General features: G+C 48.4%; 10 protein-coding genes. All 10 read left to right on the top strand.

Translation table 11 applies throughout. From position 1 onward, the window contains the following. Positions 1–651: 651 nt before the first annotated feature. The 10 genes from SIK69_RS03005 (at position 652) to SIK69_RS02960 (ending at position 15,969) form a co-directional block, all read left to right on the top strand. Complete coding sequence (locus tag SIK69_RS03005; RefSeq protein ID WP_319785368.1) at positions 652–1,359, top strand: hypothetical protein; 708 nt, start codon at positions 652–654, stop codon at positions 1,357–1,359. After that, on the top strand, positions 1,349–1,768 hold the full coding sequence (locus tag SIK69_RS03000) for a hypothetical protein (protein ID WP_319626789.1): 420 nt from the start codon (positions 1,349–1,351) through the stop codon (positions 1,766–1,768). Before SIK69_RS03005 ends, SIK69_RS03000 begins: the two co-directional genes overlap by 11 nt. Positions 1,769–2,288: 520 nt before the next feature. Beyond that, positions 2,289–4,682: a type VI secretion system Vgr family protein gene (locus tag SIK69_RS02995; RefSeq protein ID WP_319785367.1), complete on the top strand. Its 2,394-nt coding sequence runs from the start codon at positions 2,289–2,291 to the stop codon at positions 4,680–4,682. Positions 4,683–4,692: 10 nt separating this feature from the next. Beyond that, entirely contained in the window at positions 4,693–5,673 is a 981-nt protein-coding gene (locus tag SIK69_RS02990) for a DUF4123 domain-containing protein (RefSeq protein WP_319785366.1), read from the top strand. Further along, positions 5,654–8,473 carry a T6SS effector BTH_I2691 family protein gene (locus SIK69_RS02985; protein WP_319785365.1) on the top strand — a complete coding sequence of 940 codons (2,820 nt, stop codon included), beginning with the start codon at positions 5,654–5,656 and terminating at the stop codon, positions 8,471–8,473. Before SIK69_RS02990 ends, SIK69_RS02985 begins: the two co-directional genes overlap by 20 nt. A gap of 44 nt (positions 8,474–8,517) precedes the next feature. After that, positions 8,518–9,558 (top strand): putative type VI secretion system effector, encoded by a 1,041-nt coding sequence (locus SIK69_RS02980; protein WP_319785364.1) that lies wholly within the window; start codon positions 8,518–8,520, stop codon positions 9,556–9,558. 456 nt (positions 9,559–10,014) lie between these two features. Next, positions 10,015–11,055 carry a putative type VI secretion system effector gene (locus tag SIK69_RS02975; RefSeq protein ID WP_319785363.1) on the top strand — a complete coding sequence of 347 codons (1,041 nt, stop codon included), beginning with the start codon at positions 10,015–10,017 and terminating at the stop codon, positions 11,053–11,055. Between the two features lie 33 nt (positions 11,056–11,088). Continuing rightward, positions 11,089–11,355, top strand: coding sequence for a PAAR domain-containing protein (locus tag SIK69_RS02970; RefSeq protein WP_319785362.1), 267 nt, complete (start codon positions 11,089–11,091; stop codon positions 11,353–11,355). 4 nt (positions 11,356–11,359) lie between these two features. Beyond that, a complete protein-coding gene (locus SIK69_RS02965) occupies positions 11,360–12,529 on the top strand; it encodes a hypothetical protein (RefSeq protein ID WP_319785361.1) in 1,170 nt (389 codons plus the stop codon). Between the two features lie 113 nt (positions 12,530–12,642). Then, a complete protein-coding gene (locus SIK69_RS02960; protein ID WP_374941360.1) occupies positions 12,643–15,969 on the top strand; it encodes an ImcF-related family protein in 3,327 nt (1,108 codons plus the stop codon). The last annotated feature ends 12 nt before the right edge of the window (positions 15,970–15,981 follow it).

The raw sequence follows: 15,981 nt of genomic DNA, 5'->3' as shown, positions 1-15,981 counted from the left end.
TATTTTATTGGCTATGGATTATATGAATTCGCCTTTAAGTATATTTATGATGAGTTAGGTTATTATCGTTAGGATGTGGTTTTTCTGTGCGTTCATAAATACTGATTTTTATATTAGAGTTACCGGGATTTTGCTGGTTGCGTTAAGTTGTTTTTTATCAATAGCCCTTTCATGTTGTTTATGGAAATGGACGATCCCTGCTAAGTTGGCAAAGCACTGATGTCTGTGTTCTTAATAAACATAACACCATCTGATTCAGCGAGAAATAAAATGGACATAATTTCTGAAGTGACGGGAAACACTCTTAATCGCTACAGTCTGGACATATATCTCTGTCCTTACCCACTTGATGACGGGCTGGGAAAAGTAAGCATTCTTTATCATTTCACTGTCAGTTTTACCAGATTGCACCCTGATTTTCATTTCAGGTAATATATGAATAAGTTCATATTCATTATATTATATTTAATCGGCACTAACTGTGTGTTAATGATGCTTGTTTGGGTTGGTAGCAAATACGACTGGATGTCGGAGATGCAACCTGGAATTTCATCGGGAGTGATTGACGATCCGTCAGATAATCGGCAAATAAGTAAGTTGCTCTTGTTATCTTTCGGTTTGATTTTATATTGCATATAAATAGGTGTATGAATGAGCAAACGCAGCGATATACTTGAACCAAGCGAATGGATATCAACCAAGCGAACTGGCCTTGTATACAGCGAGGTTCTGGGTTGGATAGACCTCGGACACGCTCAGGGGGGAGATATAACGAAGTTGCTGGGAAATATTAACCAAGGAGAGTCTGGTTTAGGTGCGTATTATCAGGTTGAATATAGTCAAAAAATGTACGTTCTAGATCACAGTGCTGGCACAGGAAAATTTATTCGTTGGAAAATAAAGAAAGGTCTCTCACTGAATGAGATCCATAGTATTGCGCTCTCAATGATGTTTGCCTGTGCGGCTAAATTCGAAAGCTATCAATCCCAATGGTTTTTTAGTTGGTATACTGATAGTGGTTTTAGTGGCGAGGATTTGACTTCAGATCTTTTGGGTTTCTACAGAGTGGTATATCCAGGTAATTATCAAAAACGGTTGAAGTTAATTAGTAAGAAAGATGCTTTAAAACGATGGGATCATTATGGCGCAATAGGAAACTATAAGAACAAAGGTTTTTTACCATTGCTGTTTCCAGATCCCGATAAAAATCCAGCTATAAACAAACCTGTACAAGGTGAGTTACCGAATTTTATGAAACTGGTTCAACCATTCAAAGATTTTGATTCAGGTAAAGTCAGCGTTATTTCTGATGACGGGACTTACTTTTCATTTTTGAGTGGAGGTAAGCGTGAGCCTTAGAAAGATAATTTTTATTCTGTTTGGAGTTATTATTTTTCAGTTCGTTATATTAGCACTGATGCCATGGCCAGATCATGCTGATTATCAAGAAAGTGACAGGTACAGTTATTATTTTTATACTGATATTGATATAAAAAATGCCCCAAGGATTTCTGATGGTTATTTTTTTTCATTTGATTCACCACATGATGAGCAAAAAGGCATGAGTTCAATACAGTATACTAATGGAAATGTCATGATAATAAAAGATTATCTTATGAAGTTAGGGTATCACTTATTTCAGGCTGTACCTGTTGAAAATGGAGGTACCGAAGAATCGTGGCTTTCTGCATCTGGTGGTAATGGGATGTTTTATGTTTTTTATAGCAGTTACAGTACTAAAATAATCCTAACCAAAGTTTCTTTTTAAACTGATTTTCATTTTCCAGTGAAGTTAAGCGTTAGCCTTAGGAAGATCATTTTCATTCTATTTGGAATTATTGTTGTTCAGTTCATCATTTTAGCCCTGCTGCCATGGACAGATTATATTGATTATCATGAAAATGACAGATATAGTTATTATTTTTATACGGATAAAAATATAAAAACGCACCTAGAATTTCCGATTCTTATTATTTTTCCTATGACGCGCCTAAAGATGGACTAAAGGAAAGGAGTTCAATAATATTCTTGGGTGGTGATGTTAATTTTATAAAAATCTATCTCAAAAACTTAGGTTATTATGTGTCTGATCTTGGGGTTGTTGATAATAATGAGCGTGAAGAGTATTGGTTTCACACTGGCGGGGGAGATATGTTTACTCTTTGGTATAGTAGCGATGATAGCACAGTAATATTGACGAAGGTTTCATCTTGAACTGAATATATAAATCCTGAACTTCGCACCACTTGACGAATGCTGCTGAATTAAAGTTAAAAAGGAATAAGGCTATGAGCTTAACAGATAATCTGGGAACGGCCGTTGGAGAAATGTTGGTGAAGACTCTTAATCGTTACAGGTTAAGTATTCCAACGTGTGATTCAGCTCTGGATGTTGAAGACTTTAGTGGCAATGAAGGTGTGAGTTCATTGTATCGATATGTCGTACACTTCACGAGTTTAGATCAAGGAATTAGTGCAACTCAGATGCTCAGTAAGCCCGCAACGTTAACGATGGGGACTGGCGTACTGGCTGAATTGATTGACCAAAAAGTGGTGCACGGCGTAATTACAAAATTTCAGCGTATTCGTGGCTCGAATGATCAGGCCTTGTATCAGCTTACTATTGAGCCATTTTTGTCATTATTGGGTAAGCAATTCCGCACCCATCGCTTCTTTATCAACAAGTCCGTGACTGAAGTGGTGCAGCAGGTGCTGCAGGAGCACGGCCTGAAGGACTGGGAATATGAATTTGTTCTGAAGAATAACTATCCAAAGCGGGAACAGATTAACCAGTATCAGGAAAGTGACCTGACATTTATTCAGCGCCTGTTGTCAGAAGTGGGGATTTTTTACTTCTTCACCCTGCAGCCTGACGCGCAGACGGAAGTGGTGCATTTCGCCGACGACCAGAGCGCGTGGCAGTTTGGCAAAACCCTGCCGCTGAATAGCCCGTCGGGCACCAATGACAATAAGACGGTGTCTGTCTGGGATATTCATGTTGGGCAGAGAGTAACGCAGGCATCTGTGATCGCTGGGGATTACAACCATCGCGACGCGCAGAAGATACTGCTGACAGCCCCGGCTGACGCCACCAACGGAGAGGGGGCAGGCACCACTTACGGGGAGGTGTATCACTACCGGGCGGGGCATCTGGAGAGCGGGGACAAATTTTCCCCGGCGACGGAGACCGGGAATTTCCGGGCGCGGATTGAGCATGAGCGCTTCCTGTCAGGGCAGACGCAGGTGTCCGGGGTGAGTACCGACGCGACGCTGAGCCCGGGTCAGGTGCTGACCATTACCGAAACATCTCTTATTCCTACCTTACCGTCGGCTACGGAAAATGGGGTGGTCATTCTGAGCGTGGCATTGGCTGCAAGCCGCAGTGAGTCGCTCACCATAGCCTGGATTGCGGTGCCATACAGCGAAACGCGCTGCTGGCGCCCGGCGGCGATAGCGCGGCCGGTTATCAGCGGCACCCTGATGGCACGCGTAACCAGCGCGAAAGCAAACGATGAGTACGCGCACCTGAACCCGAACGGGCTGTACTGGGTGAAGTTCGACGCGGACCGGGACGAAAAGCCGCAGGGTTACGAGAGCATGCCGGTGCGGCTGGCGAAGCCGTACGGGGGGGATACCTACGGGATGCACTTCCCGCTGATACAGGGGACGGAAGTGGCAGTGGCGTTCCACGAGGGTGACCCGGACCGGCCCTACATCGCCCACGCGCTGCACGACTCGCGCCATCCGGACCACGTGACGGCGGACAACCACACCCGGAACGTCATCCGCACGGCGGGGCTGAATAAGCTGCGGATGGAAGACAAACGGGGCGAAGAGCACATCAAGCTGAGCACCGAGTACGGGGGCAAGACGCAGCTGAATCTGGGGCACAACGTGGACACGGCCCGGGCGCTGCGGGGAGAAGGGGCGGAGCTGCGCACGGATAAGTGGGTGGCGGTGCGCGGGGGCGCGGGGGTGTTTATCACGGCGGATAGACAAGAGCAGGCCTCGGGCATGCAACTTGAAATGCAAGCGACTCTAGAAAGTTTAAAGGCGGCACTTCAGGATGCAGAAGGTATCCGATTTGCAGCAGAAAAAGCAAAAGCCGAATTAGCAGATATTGAACGACAAAAAAATCTCATGAAGGACACACTCACTGCGCTTCAGCAACAGGCGATATTGCTTTCCGCACCAGCAGGAATTGCACAAATAACGCCTGCAAGCATGCAACTTTCTTCTGGCGAAAATCTTATTGTGACGACAGGGGAAAATGCCGATTTCAGTATTGCGAAAAAATTCCGCCTTGGCGTCAAAGAGACCATCAGCCTGTTTGCGCAGAAATTGGGGATAAAAATGTATGCCGCCCAAGGGAAAATAGATATTCAGGCGCAGGATGATACTCTGGATCTTCTTGCAAGAAAAACGCTCACGATAGCCAGCCAGGATAAAGAGCTTTTCATTTCAGCAAAAACGGAGTTAACGCTTAACTGTGGTGGAGCATATATTCGGCTGAAAGACGGTGATGTGGAAATTGGTGCTCCAGGTAATATCCGTTTGAAATGTGGAAGTCTTCAAAAAATGACCTCGGCATCTTTAGATAAGACTATAAAGTTAGCCGACCCTTGTGCAACGGCAATGGATTCAGCTGCAGCAGACCAAGGGCCTGGTGTGTCGATGAATTGAGGTATATAAAATGGAATTATCGATAGATTATGATTATTCATATCTGGCCTCTCAAAGTCAATGTGAGGATATAAGAGAAGAACTTCTGCAACGGTTTGTAAATAAAAATAACAAATGTGTTTTAATGATTGATGCTGCTTTATTAAGACAAAGAACTGATGAACAGGAGTTCATATCTATCCTAAGTCTTCGTCAGGTTGTAAGAGTTCCGGTAGCGCCTCAATACCTTACGGAAGAGTTTTTCCCTTGGTTAATTGAACTTGATTTATCCTCTGGCGAAGACATGGTTATTTTTGAAAAAAGTATCCAAATAGCGTTGAATGAAATTGAGCCTCAGAAAATAAAAAGCGGATTTGGTCGATTAATTTGCGGTTGGCTTTCAATTTATGGTGGATTAGAGGATGCTTCTATTCATTTGGGAAAAACAGCGCTGCAGCGAAGAAAAGATAAAGATATCTTGCTGCGCTATTATGATCCTGCCGTCGTAACTCTATGTTGGAAAATACTGGATTACTGGCAGCGGCAGCGATTATTAGGGACGATTACTGATTGGTACTCTATTGATGGTGATGGGCAATTAACTCACCGGTCCGGACTTGTACAACAGTATGCACAGTTGACTTTCTCATTATCATTTAGCCCTGAAACCTGGCAGGACATTGACATGATCGCCATTGTCAATTTAATACTTCGAGAATATCGCAGGGATAATATAAGTAAGACGCGGCTTAGTGAGGGGCAGGTGTTTAAAACGGTGTCGCCAGCACTCAAGAGAGCGTGGAAATACATGTTCAAAAACAAAATGGATCTTGTGGATTATGGCCTCCATGCTCTTAATTTTTCGCCTGCTTTTGATTGCCATCCTGAAATTATACGCCTACTGGAGACGCAATGTTCGCAGCCTGGCAGAAGTTTTCGGGATGCAATATCTTCCGTGAGTCCAAAGCAGTGGGCGTCTATCCGGGCGGGTGATGACTCGCAACCACTGTAAATTAAAACAACATAAAGGATTAATTATGGCGGACCATAAATGTGATTGTCTGGCGCAGGGACCAGCTTTGCTGCCGGTCAGGTATGCAGTGGCCCCGGATTTTTTACCGGGCTCGCTGCCGGGCTGGGCTGTCAGTGGTGCACAGGATTATCCTCCTCATGACGATTATCATTATGCCTTGCGGGCCATGCGTCGGGGCTTTATCTATATCTATTATCCCTGGCTTTCAGCCTGGGAGGCCTGGTCAATCAGTGATGATGGCAGTTTATGGAAGCAGTACTCCGCCGATAATGTGACTGAAAAGTCAGTACCGGATTGTAAACAGGGTTCGTACTCACAGGGCGGAAAGGATTTCATCACTCTGAAACCCGATGTTCTGGAAAATGATATCTGGATTGCGTATTCGCAGGCGGCCTGGTCGGCATCGACCCTGGAGCGTTATCAGAGCGAAAGTGCGCGCAGCAAAAGAATGCAGTGCCTGCATGCGTCGCAATGGCTGACGCCCACTGCAGCCCCATATGCGGGCACGGCAGATGAGAGCAGTATTTCGGCGGTCCTGGATTATCTGCCGGCGAGCGGAGGGGGAGCCCCGTCAGTGTTGCTCCCGTGGGGTACCCGGGGTAACTTCCAGCTCAGCCACATGAGTAATGACGGCGTTTACAGTCTGATGGGGAAAGTGCAACCCCGTGAAACGCTTTATCCGTGGAAGCCGATGCGGGCAGGACTGGCTGCCAGCACTGCACAGCAGATGCGAAGCCGGGGACGAAAAGCGGACGGCAGCCCAGTTACGCCGGTGATGATGGCGCTGCATGATGCAGTAGGTGTTGCACATGAACTGACGAGCTGGACGAATGACGTGTTGGCCCTGCCGAAAATATTTGGAGATGAGCGTGCGTTGGAATTTTCGACCCAGAGTCTGATTAACGGCGTGGAGCAAATCATCACCAAAAGCGCGGAACAAAAGGTGGCCGAACGTCAGGCCGCACTTTGGCAAGATAGCGCAGGCGGGGCGGAGCTGGCATGGCAGTTGTACGTGAACAATGCCCGTAGCCGCAGCGACGCCATCATGAGCCGGGAAGAGTTCGAGGCACGTAACAGGCACAACCAGCAAAACGTAATGAACCAGACGCAAGTTGCGGATGACCTGGCGAAATACCGGCGGATGCTGAACAGGGCGAAGATGGATTCATTTACGGCCTGCAGCGATCAACTGACCACGAAAGTGGACAGCCAGGTGAACAGCCTGATGGCGTTTCGCGTTAAGTGGCTGGAGAACGATCACTTCATTGCTACCAGCCAGGATTTCTACTCAATATTGCCGGTGGATAACAAGGCCTACCGTGAAATAGTGGCTTTTGCGATCTCGGGGCTTAACATTGTGGCGTCGGGCAGGGCACTGCTGGATGAATGGATTAACGCTTACACTACCGCCAGTGAAAAGAACCTGGTCTGGCGTGCCCATTTTTACAATAACCCGGAGATGATGGCGGAAGGGGAGGCATTGCTGAGTCAGGCGATGCAGAGCACCGCGAAACCGATGACAGAAGCCGGGCTGGGCGAGTTTTTCGTTACCAACGCGTCGAACATTAATAAGCTGTTTGAAGGGTTTGAGGGCGCGACATCGGCGATTGCGAAACCCCCCGGGGCTGATGCGTTATTTTCAGCGCAGGTACTGTACCGGGTCGACCAGTACATGGCGACGGTGGGAGCCAGGGTGTTTGCGTCAACACGACTGGGGGCCACGCTGGATACGGTCAACGATGCGGTAAACCGGACGCTGTTCTCCCTTGCGGCAGGGAAAACACAGGCACAGATAAAGGCATTTTTGTCAGCGTATTTTGGTTGGGTCAGTGAGCGAAGTGCCTATCTTGATGGTCTGGGTTTTTTTAGTCCGGAAAGATTAAAAGCTCGGGATAATCTGCGGGTGGCGAGTGAAAAATTCACCCGGCTCGATTCTGGTCTGACAGCCTTTCGTCAGGAAAGAGGTGGGTTCGAATATCGGGCCTCCAGCATAAAGATCTTGGTCATTCTCTTTAACGTGGTGGAACTGGGCAATCAGTTAGAACACTTTAAAAATGAACCGGGCAGTTACGCCAAAGTGGCCAGTGCAATGCTGGCCACAACGGCCGGTTTTGCTGATATAGCGGCGTCCTCACTTATTAGAATCGCCGAACAGGGAGTGAGTAGCGGAAACCGGGTGTTCTTTTTAAAAATGACGGGAGCCGGGAGTTCTTTGGTTGCGGGGGGGATATCATTAGGGACGGATGCTTCGGGTTTATACATAGAATGGAAGGGCAAAGGGCGATTAACGTACATCAGTCTTTATTCTGTAAAAATATTGAATGATGTCGCTACATTAGTTAGTGCAAATGGGAAATTGATGAGTGCGTTGATTGACCGTTTTGGCTGGAACACCGTCAGAGGTACTAAAGGATTATGGCTCGGCAGGCTGGCGAACCCACGGCTGGTCTTTTTGGGCGTTGAATGGGTAGGGATGCTCTCTTCGTGGTGGGTCGCGTTAGGCCTGATGGTGGCAGAGTATATTATCACCGAGTATTTCAGCCGGGATGCGCTGCAGACATGGTTTGAAAATAGTGTGTTTGGCAATGATAACTCGCAGAATACTGACAACATGGCACCAGATAAAATTGCTGCCCTGGTGGCAGAACAGCGAGCCGCATTAATGAACAGTTTATACACGCTGAGTGCCCCAAAAGTTCAAAAGGAGCCCGGTGACCCCGTAACCTACTGGCCATTTATGGTTCATCCTGCGACCGGCTCACAGGATTATCTGGTCTGAGCAGAAGGGAATAGATGCATGACTGAAAATATCAGGGAGACGTTATGACCAAGGAAGCTGTTACATTCTCCGGAACCCCACGCCCGACATGGAAAGAGTTTAACGATACAGATAAATATCCTTGCGTGGATTATTTGAAACTTAAAAAGGAGCTGGTGGCCTTACAAAAGCGTATTTCCTTTATTGCTTCCATGCACGGGGAAAGAAATCTGCTGCCTGACCTGCGTAAACAGGCGCAGGCACTGGAGCAGAAGCTTGCGGATGCCCCACCCGACCCGGTTTTACCCCCTCCGGCAGCATTAATAAAAGTGAGCGGGAAACTTGAAGCGTTCAGTGCCCGTTTAATTCCTCACTATTTTGACCCGGAAGCCTATCCGCAGACCCACGGGTATTTTACCCGGCAGCAGGAGCGCGTCGCGAAGGCGGCGGTGGTGGTTGCCGCCGCAGGACAGGGCACTGCTGCACAGGGAATGCTGCTCGAGGGAAACCGGTTAAGCCGGTTAGCCTGGTACGTCACAGGGAAAATCAACGGTAAACATTTTTCTGGCTGGCTGGGCTATACCTTTTGTCAGCCCGGAGAAGAGGTGGAATTGATAGTGGCACCTGTGGGCGATGAATATCTGGTGTATGCCTTGTCTAAACCGCAGGAGCGCTCTATTACCATGACACCGGGTTGCTATCGGGGGAAACGGCAGGCCCGCTGGGGGGGGACATGGTTCTGGCTGGGAATACTCGCGTTTGCGATTTTCTCAGTTTTGGTTGTCGCTGTATTTAATGATGGTTTCAGAATGTTTTTAAATATTAGTCTTTACAAGACATTGATATTCGGATTTGGATGTGCAGGAAGCGTAATTATGGGCCCTGCACTTTACAGCGTCTGGCGACGCCATCCCTTCCCTCAGGAAGATTTAGCCGAAGAGATATTTACTGTGATGGGCTGGAAAAACGTTACGGATATTAATCTTGTCAAACTGAATCGGCGTCGTAAACGGCAGTGGAAACGTACCGGCAAGCCCGATAATCCCTTTAAAGAGCAGACTCCATTTCTTTATACAGGGTGGGGGCGGGAGTTTTATTATTACTAGCAGGGATGAGTTGTGAGTAGTCAGATAATAAAATTCTCCAATGCACCCCGTCCGGCGCAGAAAACGATAAATGAGCCGCACCCTGAATTTCCGACATAAACCATAACGGAAAATAAATGGCAAGGGGGAGGCTTTCTTTACAGATGATGCGTTTTTTATATATTTGAATGGGGTTCAGATGGTCGCGGGGCGCGGCATGTGATATTTAATTCAATATGTAAGCATTATTTGTAATGCAAATAATATAATAAAATTATCTGTGTTTATCCTGGTGGCAGAACAACGAACCGCATTAATGAACAGTTTATACACGCTGAGTGCCCCAAAAGTTCAAAAGGAGCCTGGTGACCCCGTAACCTACTGGCCGTTTATGGTTCATCCTGCGACCGGCTCACAGGATTATCTGGTCTGAGCAGAAGGGAATAGATGCATGACTGAAAATATCAGGGAGACGTTATGACCAAGGAAGCTGTTACATTCTCCGGAACCCCACGGCCGACATGGAAAGAGTTTAACGATACAGATAAATATCCTTGCGTGGATTATTTGAAACTTAAAAAGGAGCTGGTGGCCTTACAAAAGCGTATTTCCTTTATTGCTTCCATGCACGGGGAAAGAAATCTGCTGCCTGACCTGCGTAAACAGGCGCAGGCACTGGAGCAGAAGCTTGCGGATGCCCCACCCGACCCGGTTTTACCCCCTCCGGCAGCATTAATAAAAGTGAGCGGGAAACTGGAAGCGTTCAGTGCCCGTTTAATTCCTCACTATTTTGACCCGGAAGCCTATCCGCAGACCCACGGGTATTTTATCCGGCAGCAGGAGCGCGTCGCGAAGGCGGCGGTGGTGGTTGCCGCCGCAGGACAGGGTGCTGCTGCACAGGGAATGCTGCTCGAGGGAAACCGGTTAAGCCGGTTAGCCTGGTACGTCACCGGGAAAATCAACGGTAAACATTTTTCTGGCTGGCTGGGCTATACCTTCTGTCAGCCCGGAGAAGAGGTGAAATTGATAGTAGCTCCTGTGGGCAATGAATATCTGGTGTATGCCTTATCTAAACCGCAGGAGCGCTCTATTACCATGACACCGGGTTGCTATCGGGGGAAACGGCAGGCTCGCTGGGGGGGAACTTGGTTCTGGCTGGGGATGTTAACTTTTTGTGTACTGGTTTTGTTTTTTATTGTTTTTATCAATGCTGGGCTCAAGGGGTTCCTCAATCCCGAACTTTACAGAGCAATACTCTGGGGGGCGGGGGGGGCGGGGGGCATTATCGTGGGCCCTGCACTTTACAGCGTCTGGCGACGCCATCCCTTCCCTCAGGAAGATTTAGCCGAAGAGATATTTACTGTGATGGGCTGGAAAAACGTTACGGATATTAATCTTGTCAAACTGAATCGGCGTCGTAAACGGCAGTGGAAACGCACTGGCAAGCCTGATAATCCCTTTAAAGAGCAGACTCCATTTCTTTATACAGGGTGGGGGCGGGAGTTTTATTACTACTGAGCAGGGAAGTATGCTTTTTATAAGGAGTATGATATGCATGCCGGAATTATAAGGTTAAATGATAAACTAAGTAGTGGAGGTATCGTCACCTCAGCAACGTCAACTATGATTATTGACGGTATTGCTGCGGCCCTTGTCGGTGATGATATTCTTTGTCCAATTTTGGGGCATGGTAAAAATAAAATATCCGAAGGTTCAATCGAGTGGGTTTCTGACGGAAAGCTTGTGGCATTCCACCTGTGTAAATGTCAGTGTGGATGCTTTGTGATATCCAGTCTTCCCGGTACCGGGATAGGATAAAAATATGTCATGGGACATTCCTGTTTTAAAGTCGACGGAGGAAGTCCCTCCGCTGGCACTGGCCAAGTGGTTTCTGGGGTTTGTGTTTCTTCTGGTTATTATTTTTTTTGTCTGTCTGGCCTTGTATTATATCGGTGTAAGTAAGTTAATTTTTCAATATGGATTGATATCCGGTATTGTGCTATTCATTCTGTTTGGTGTCGCCGTTGGTTGGCATGTTTTAAGAATTAGTTCGTTTTCCGAACGCAATGAGCTTATATTGCTAAGCAATCAAAGAGTTGAAAGTGTCTGCCGTGCCTGGATGTCTGAATACATCACGGTTGCTGATTTTTCCTATGTGTTTCCTGCTAGTATTGAAATTGACAGGTTCAGACGTGGAGAACAATTTCAAGTCATAGGCGAGAAAGCGATTAAGTTCCCAGAGAATGTTAATTACACTGCGTTGTTTCAAGAGTTACTTTGTCCGTTTCGGTATAAATTAATTGATCTATTATCGAGAGGTAAGCTCGAGATAAATTTTGCAGCGCAAGGGGAATTAATAAATCCATTGTGGAGTTCATTTTTGTTTGCCTGCAAAAATATTAATATATCAGCGCCTGAAACTGAAAATACAGTTTTTATTGTTAATCAGTTTTCCGAGAAAGTTGAAGAGTGGCTTGAGAGCAGGAGCGAAAAATATCGACTTGTCGTTTTTTGTAATCCTCTATTGGTTGATGATCCTCAAGCCACAATTACCGATGGGGCTTGTGCCTGGTTATTGGCTCCTACAGTAGGGCCTGATTCCTCTCCTGGGAAATTTAGGATGTATCGTGCGTTGCATACGGAAGAGAAAATACTCAAATCAGATTTGAATAATTTAATAAAATATCAAGATGGTATGAACCACCCGGAAGTTGTTTTATTTAGTAATGTTAAGAGCAGGTCTGTTGTAAATGAAATAACCCATCAGTGTAATTTAGCGCTTAGGACGAAAACTAATGATGGTGAGATACAGCAGAGTTTTTCTCACTTGGTTATCGGTCAGCAAGGTGTTGGTAATATCTGGATGGCAGTAACTTTAGCGTACTTGAAAAGTGCAGGAAGTAGCGCGGTTAACGTAGTCGCTTCTCAAGAAGATGTTAGTTTGACATTAGTTCAAATAAGAAGCCTGCCATATAATAAGGAGCAGTTGTGAGCAATAGTCGGTTTTTGAGACTTTTAGGTCAGATAATACTTCTTTTTTTTGTAGGGCTAATTGTTGCTGCAGGTATCTACTTTGGGAAAGAATATTTGCATCTCAATAGCTTTATGGAACAGGTTGTTGCGTGGTCGGTTTGTATGTTGTCCTTGATGGTGCTTTTTAAAATATTCCGTGTTGGGTCCCAATATTCCACTTTAAAAAAATTGCCAACGCATCAATTTCTTTCCGAAATATTAAGAAATAAAGGGAAGGTACTAAGCTCATTATTTACACATAAAGACGCTTCCACCAGTAATGAATCAGATTCAATGATACCTTTATTGGGTGAATTACCTTCAGCAATGAAACACCAGTATGGGCGTTTTGGGTCACGTAAAGTCCACATTTTACTTGTTATCGGGAGTGCTTCTGATGTTGAGTTACTTACTCCCGGTCTTACCGTACAGCATTGGCAGGAAGATGCCGGAACAGTTCTGGTGTGGGGAGGTGAACTTGGTGCGGTGCTTGACAGTCACTGGATGAGTGAGTTGCGTAATTTTCGCCGTCGTCCCTTCGACGGCGTAGTCTGGGTGACTTCAGCCCTTTGTCACGCCTCTGTGTTGGGGCAAAGGGACGGTAAAACGGCGTTGACTTCAGACATGATGGACAGAGTAGCTCAGGCGTTTTCCTCACGTAATGAGATACTGCGCTGGCGCTTGCCGTTGTTTGTTTGGGCGCTGTGCAAAAGCGAGGCTGAGACGGTTGAACGCTCTTACCAGTCGGTGGGGTGTATTTTACCGGTCGGGTGTAAATCGGATGAATTACGATCGCAGCTTTCAACCTTGATCCCTGACCTTATAGAAAAGGGAACCTGGAGGGTAAGCCAAAATACGACCCAGCAGTTTTTACTGCAGCTGGCTGACCGACTTTCACAGAGACTTGACACAGTTGCCGCGCCACTCGATACGTTACTTAATCCCTATCGTCCGACGCCGCTTGCTGGCGTTATATTCAGCCCCGCGTCAGTAGAGGCTAAACGGACGATAAAGCACCGCTGGGGCAAAGATAGCCGCTGGGACTTTCTGCTGAGTTCTCTTTCGTCATTACCTGCGGGGCTGGCGGCGAAGAAAATGGGTTTCTCCTGGCAACGCGCCACCGCCCTATTGCTGACCGCAGTGATGATGCTGTGGGGCGCAGGGCTGATAGTGTCGTTTATCGCCAACCGCGCGTTGGTGAGCGAAGGGGCGTCGCTGTCCGAACTCGCAGCGAATACGCACAAATCGACTCAGTCTCGTTTACAGGCGTTGTTAGATCTCCAGCAGCTGACTGAAACGCTGCAGTACCGTCAGCAGCATGGGACCCCGTGGTATACCCGCTTTGGCATGAATCAGAATGATTCATTATTGAGTGCGCTATGGCCACAGTATGCCAACAGTGCGCTGCCGCTGATCCGCGATGCTGCCGCCCGGGAGCTACAGGAAAAACTGCATGCGCTGACCGCATTACCGCCGGATAGCCCGCAGCGCAGCGCGCTTATCAAGCCGACCTACAATCAGCTCCGGCTGTATCTGATGCTGGCCCGTCCGGACAAAATGGATGCCGCCTGGTTCACGCCGCAACTGTTGAAAACCTGGTCCCGGCACGAGGGGGTGAAAAATGGGTTCTGGCAGGGCAGTGGGGCGGATCTCATCAAATACTATGCGACGGCGTTGCCACATCACCCGCAATGGGCGCTGCTGGCAGATAACGATTTGGTCAACGATGTGCGTTCGATCCTGGTACGCCAGATAGGTGTGCGCAACGGCGAGGCGTCGCTGTATCAGAAAATGTTGTCTCAGGTCTCTCATCAATATGCCGATCTCCGCCTGCAGGATATGGTCGGTGATACCGATGCCTCGAGGTTGTTCAGCACCGGGGAAGTCGTACCGGGTATGTTTACGCGTCAGGCCTGGGAAGGGGCGGTGAAATCTGCCATTGAAAAAGTCGCGAATGAGCGCCGGGAAGAAGTGGACTGGGTGCTGTCGGATAACAAAGCCACCGTCACCGCGGCACTGTCGCCGGAAGCCCTTAAAGACCGCCTGACCGCCCGCTACTTCTCTGATTTCTCCGGTAGCTGGCTTGAGTTTCTCAACAGCCTGCGCTGGCAAGATGCGGCCACGCTGTCGGATGCGGTGGATCAACTCTCGTTAATGGCGGACGTACGCCAGTCGCCACTGGTGGCCCTGATGAATACGCTCAGCGTACAAGGTCGCACCGGGCAGACGGGGGAAAGGCTGTCGGATTCGCTGGTAAAATCGGCACAGAATCTGTTTAACAGCAGTAATCAGCCCGCTATCGATCAGGGCAAAGGTATGCATGGCCCGCTTGATCCGAGTTTTGGCCCGCTGCTGGCACTTCTCGACGGCACGGCTGGCGGGCAGGGCGATACCAGCCTCAGCCTGCAAACCTTTTTAACCCGTGTAACCCAGGTGCGGCTGAAGCTCCAGCAGGTGATCAACGCCTCAGACCCGCAGGCGATGACGCAGACGCTGGCCCAGACCGTGTTCCAGGGCAAAGCTATTGATCTGACCGAAACCCGTGATTACGGTAGCCTGGTTGCCGCCAGCCTTGGGCAGGAGTGGAGCGGGTTTGGCAGTACGCTGTTTGTCCGCCCGATGGAGCAGGCGTGGCAGCAGGTCCTCACCCCGGCGGCGGAAAGCCTCAACACCCAATGGCAGTCAGCCATTGTGAATGACTGGAACAGCGCCTTCGGCGGGCGTTATCCGCTGAAATCCAGCAGCAGTGAAATCTCGCTGCCTTTACTGGCGCAGTACCTGAACGGTGATAGCGGGCGTATTAGCCGCTTTCTGCAAACCCGGCTGAACGGGGTGCTGCATAAAGAGGGCAGTCATTGGGTGCCGGACGCCATCAACGCACAGGGGCTTGAGTTCAATCCGGCATTTATCCGGGCAGTCGATACCCTGAGCCATATCTCCGATGTGGTCTTCACCACCGGCCCGGCCGGGTTGAGCTTTGAGATCCGACCGGGTACGGCTGAGGGCGTGATGCAAACCAACCTGATAATCGACAATCAGAAACTGGTGTATGTGAATCAGATGCCGGTCTGGAAACGCTTTACCTGGCCTGCCGACACGGAAGCACCGGGGGCATCGTTAAGCTGGATTAGCACTCAGGCCGGAACCCGTCAGCTGGCAGATATTCCAGGGGCATGGGGATGGATACGCCTGCTGGATACGGCAGCGATTGCACCTTATCAGGGGCTGAACAGCAGCTGGCAATTGACGTGGAAAGCGAAGGACGGGCATTCGCTTAACTATGTCCTGCGCACCGAAGTGGGTGAAGGGCCGCTGGCGCTGCTGAAGCTGCGTAACTTTGTTCTGCCAACCACTATCTTCGTTACCTCCGGCAGCGCCGCGATGGTGCCCGATGTCACAGCCGCGGCTGACCTCAACTAACATTTTCACGCC

It is taken from the genome of Scandinavium lactucae (assembly GCF_033843265.1).
GTDB lineage: Bacteria > Pseudomonadota > Gammaproteobacteria > Enterobacterales > Enterobacteriaceae > Scandinavium > Scandinavium lactucae.
Note: the sequence above shows the minus strand (reverse complement) of the source record. Positions and strands in the feature narration are given on the sequence as shown.

Excerpts from the sequence above, each read along its gene's own strand:
- SIK69_RS03005 (WP_319785368.1), top strand. The coding sequence starts at position 652 with ATGAGCAAACGCAGCGATATACTTGAACCAAGCGAATGGATATCAACC.
- SIK69_RS02995 (WP_319785367.1), top strand. The coding sequence starts at position 2,289 with ATGAGCTTAACAGATAATCTGGGAACGGCCGTTGGAGAAATGTTGGTG.
- SIK69_RS02990 (WP_319785366.1), top strand. The coding sequence starts at position 4,693 with ATGGAATTATCGATAGATTATGATTATTCATATCTGGCCTCTCAAAGT.
- SIK69_RS02985 (WP_319785365.1), top strand. The coding sequence starts at position 5,654 with ATGACTCGCAACCACTGTAAATTAAAACAACATAAAGGATTAATTATG.
- SIK69_RS02980 (WP_319785364.1), top strand. The coding sequence starts at position 8,518 with ATGACCAAGGAAGCTGTTACATTCTCCGGAACCCCACGCCCGACATGG.
- SIK69_RS02975 (WP_319785363.1), top strand. The coding sequence starts at position 10,015 with ATGACCAAGGAAGCTGTTACATTCTCCGGAACCCCACGGCCGACATGG.
- SIK69_RS02970 (WP_319785362.1), top strand. The coding sequence starts at position 11,089 with ATGCATGCCGGAATTATAAGGTTAAATGATAAACTAAGTAGTGGAGGT.
- SIK69_RS02965 (WP_319785361.1), top strand. The coding sequence starts at position 11,360 with ATGTCATGGGACATTCCTGTTTTAAAGTCGACGGAGGAAGTCCCTCCG.
- SIK69_RS02960 (WP_374941360.1), top strand. The coding sequence starts at position 12,643 with ATGGAACAGGTTGTTGCGTGGTCGGTTTGTATGTTGTCCTTGATGGTG.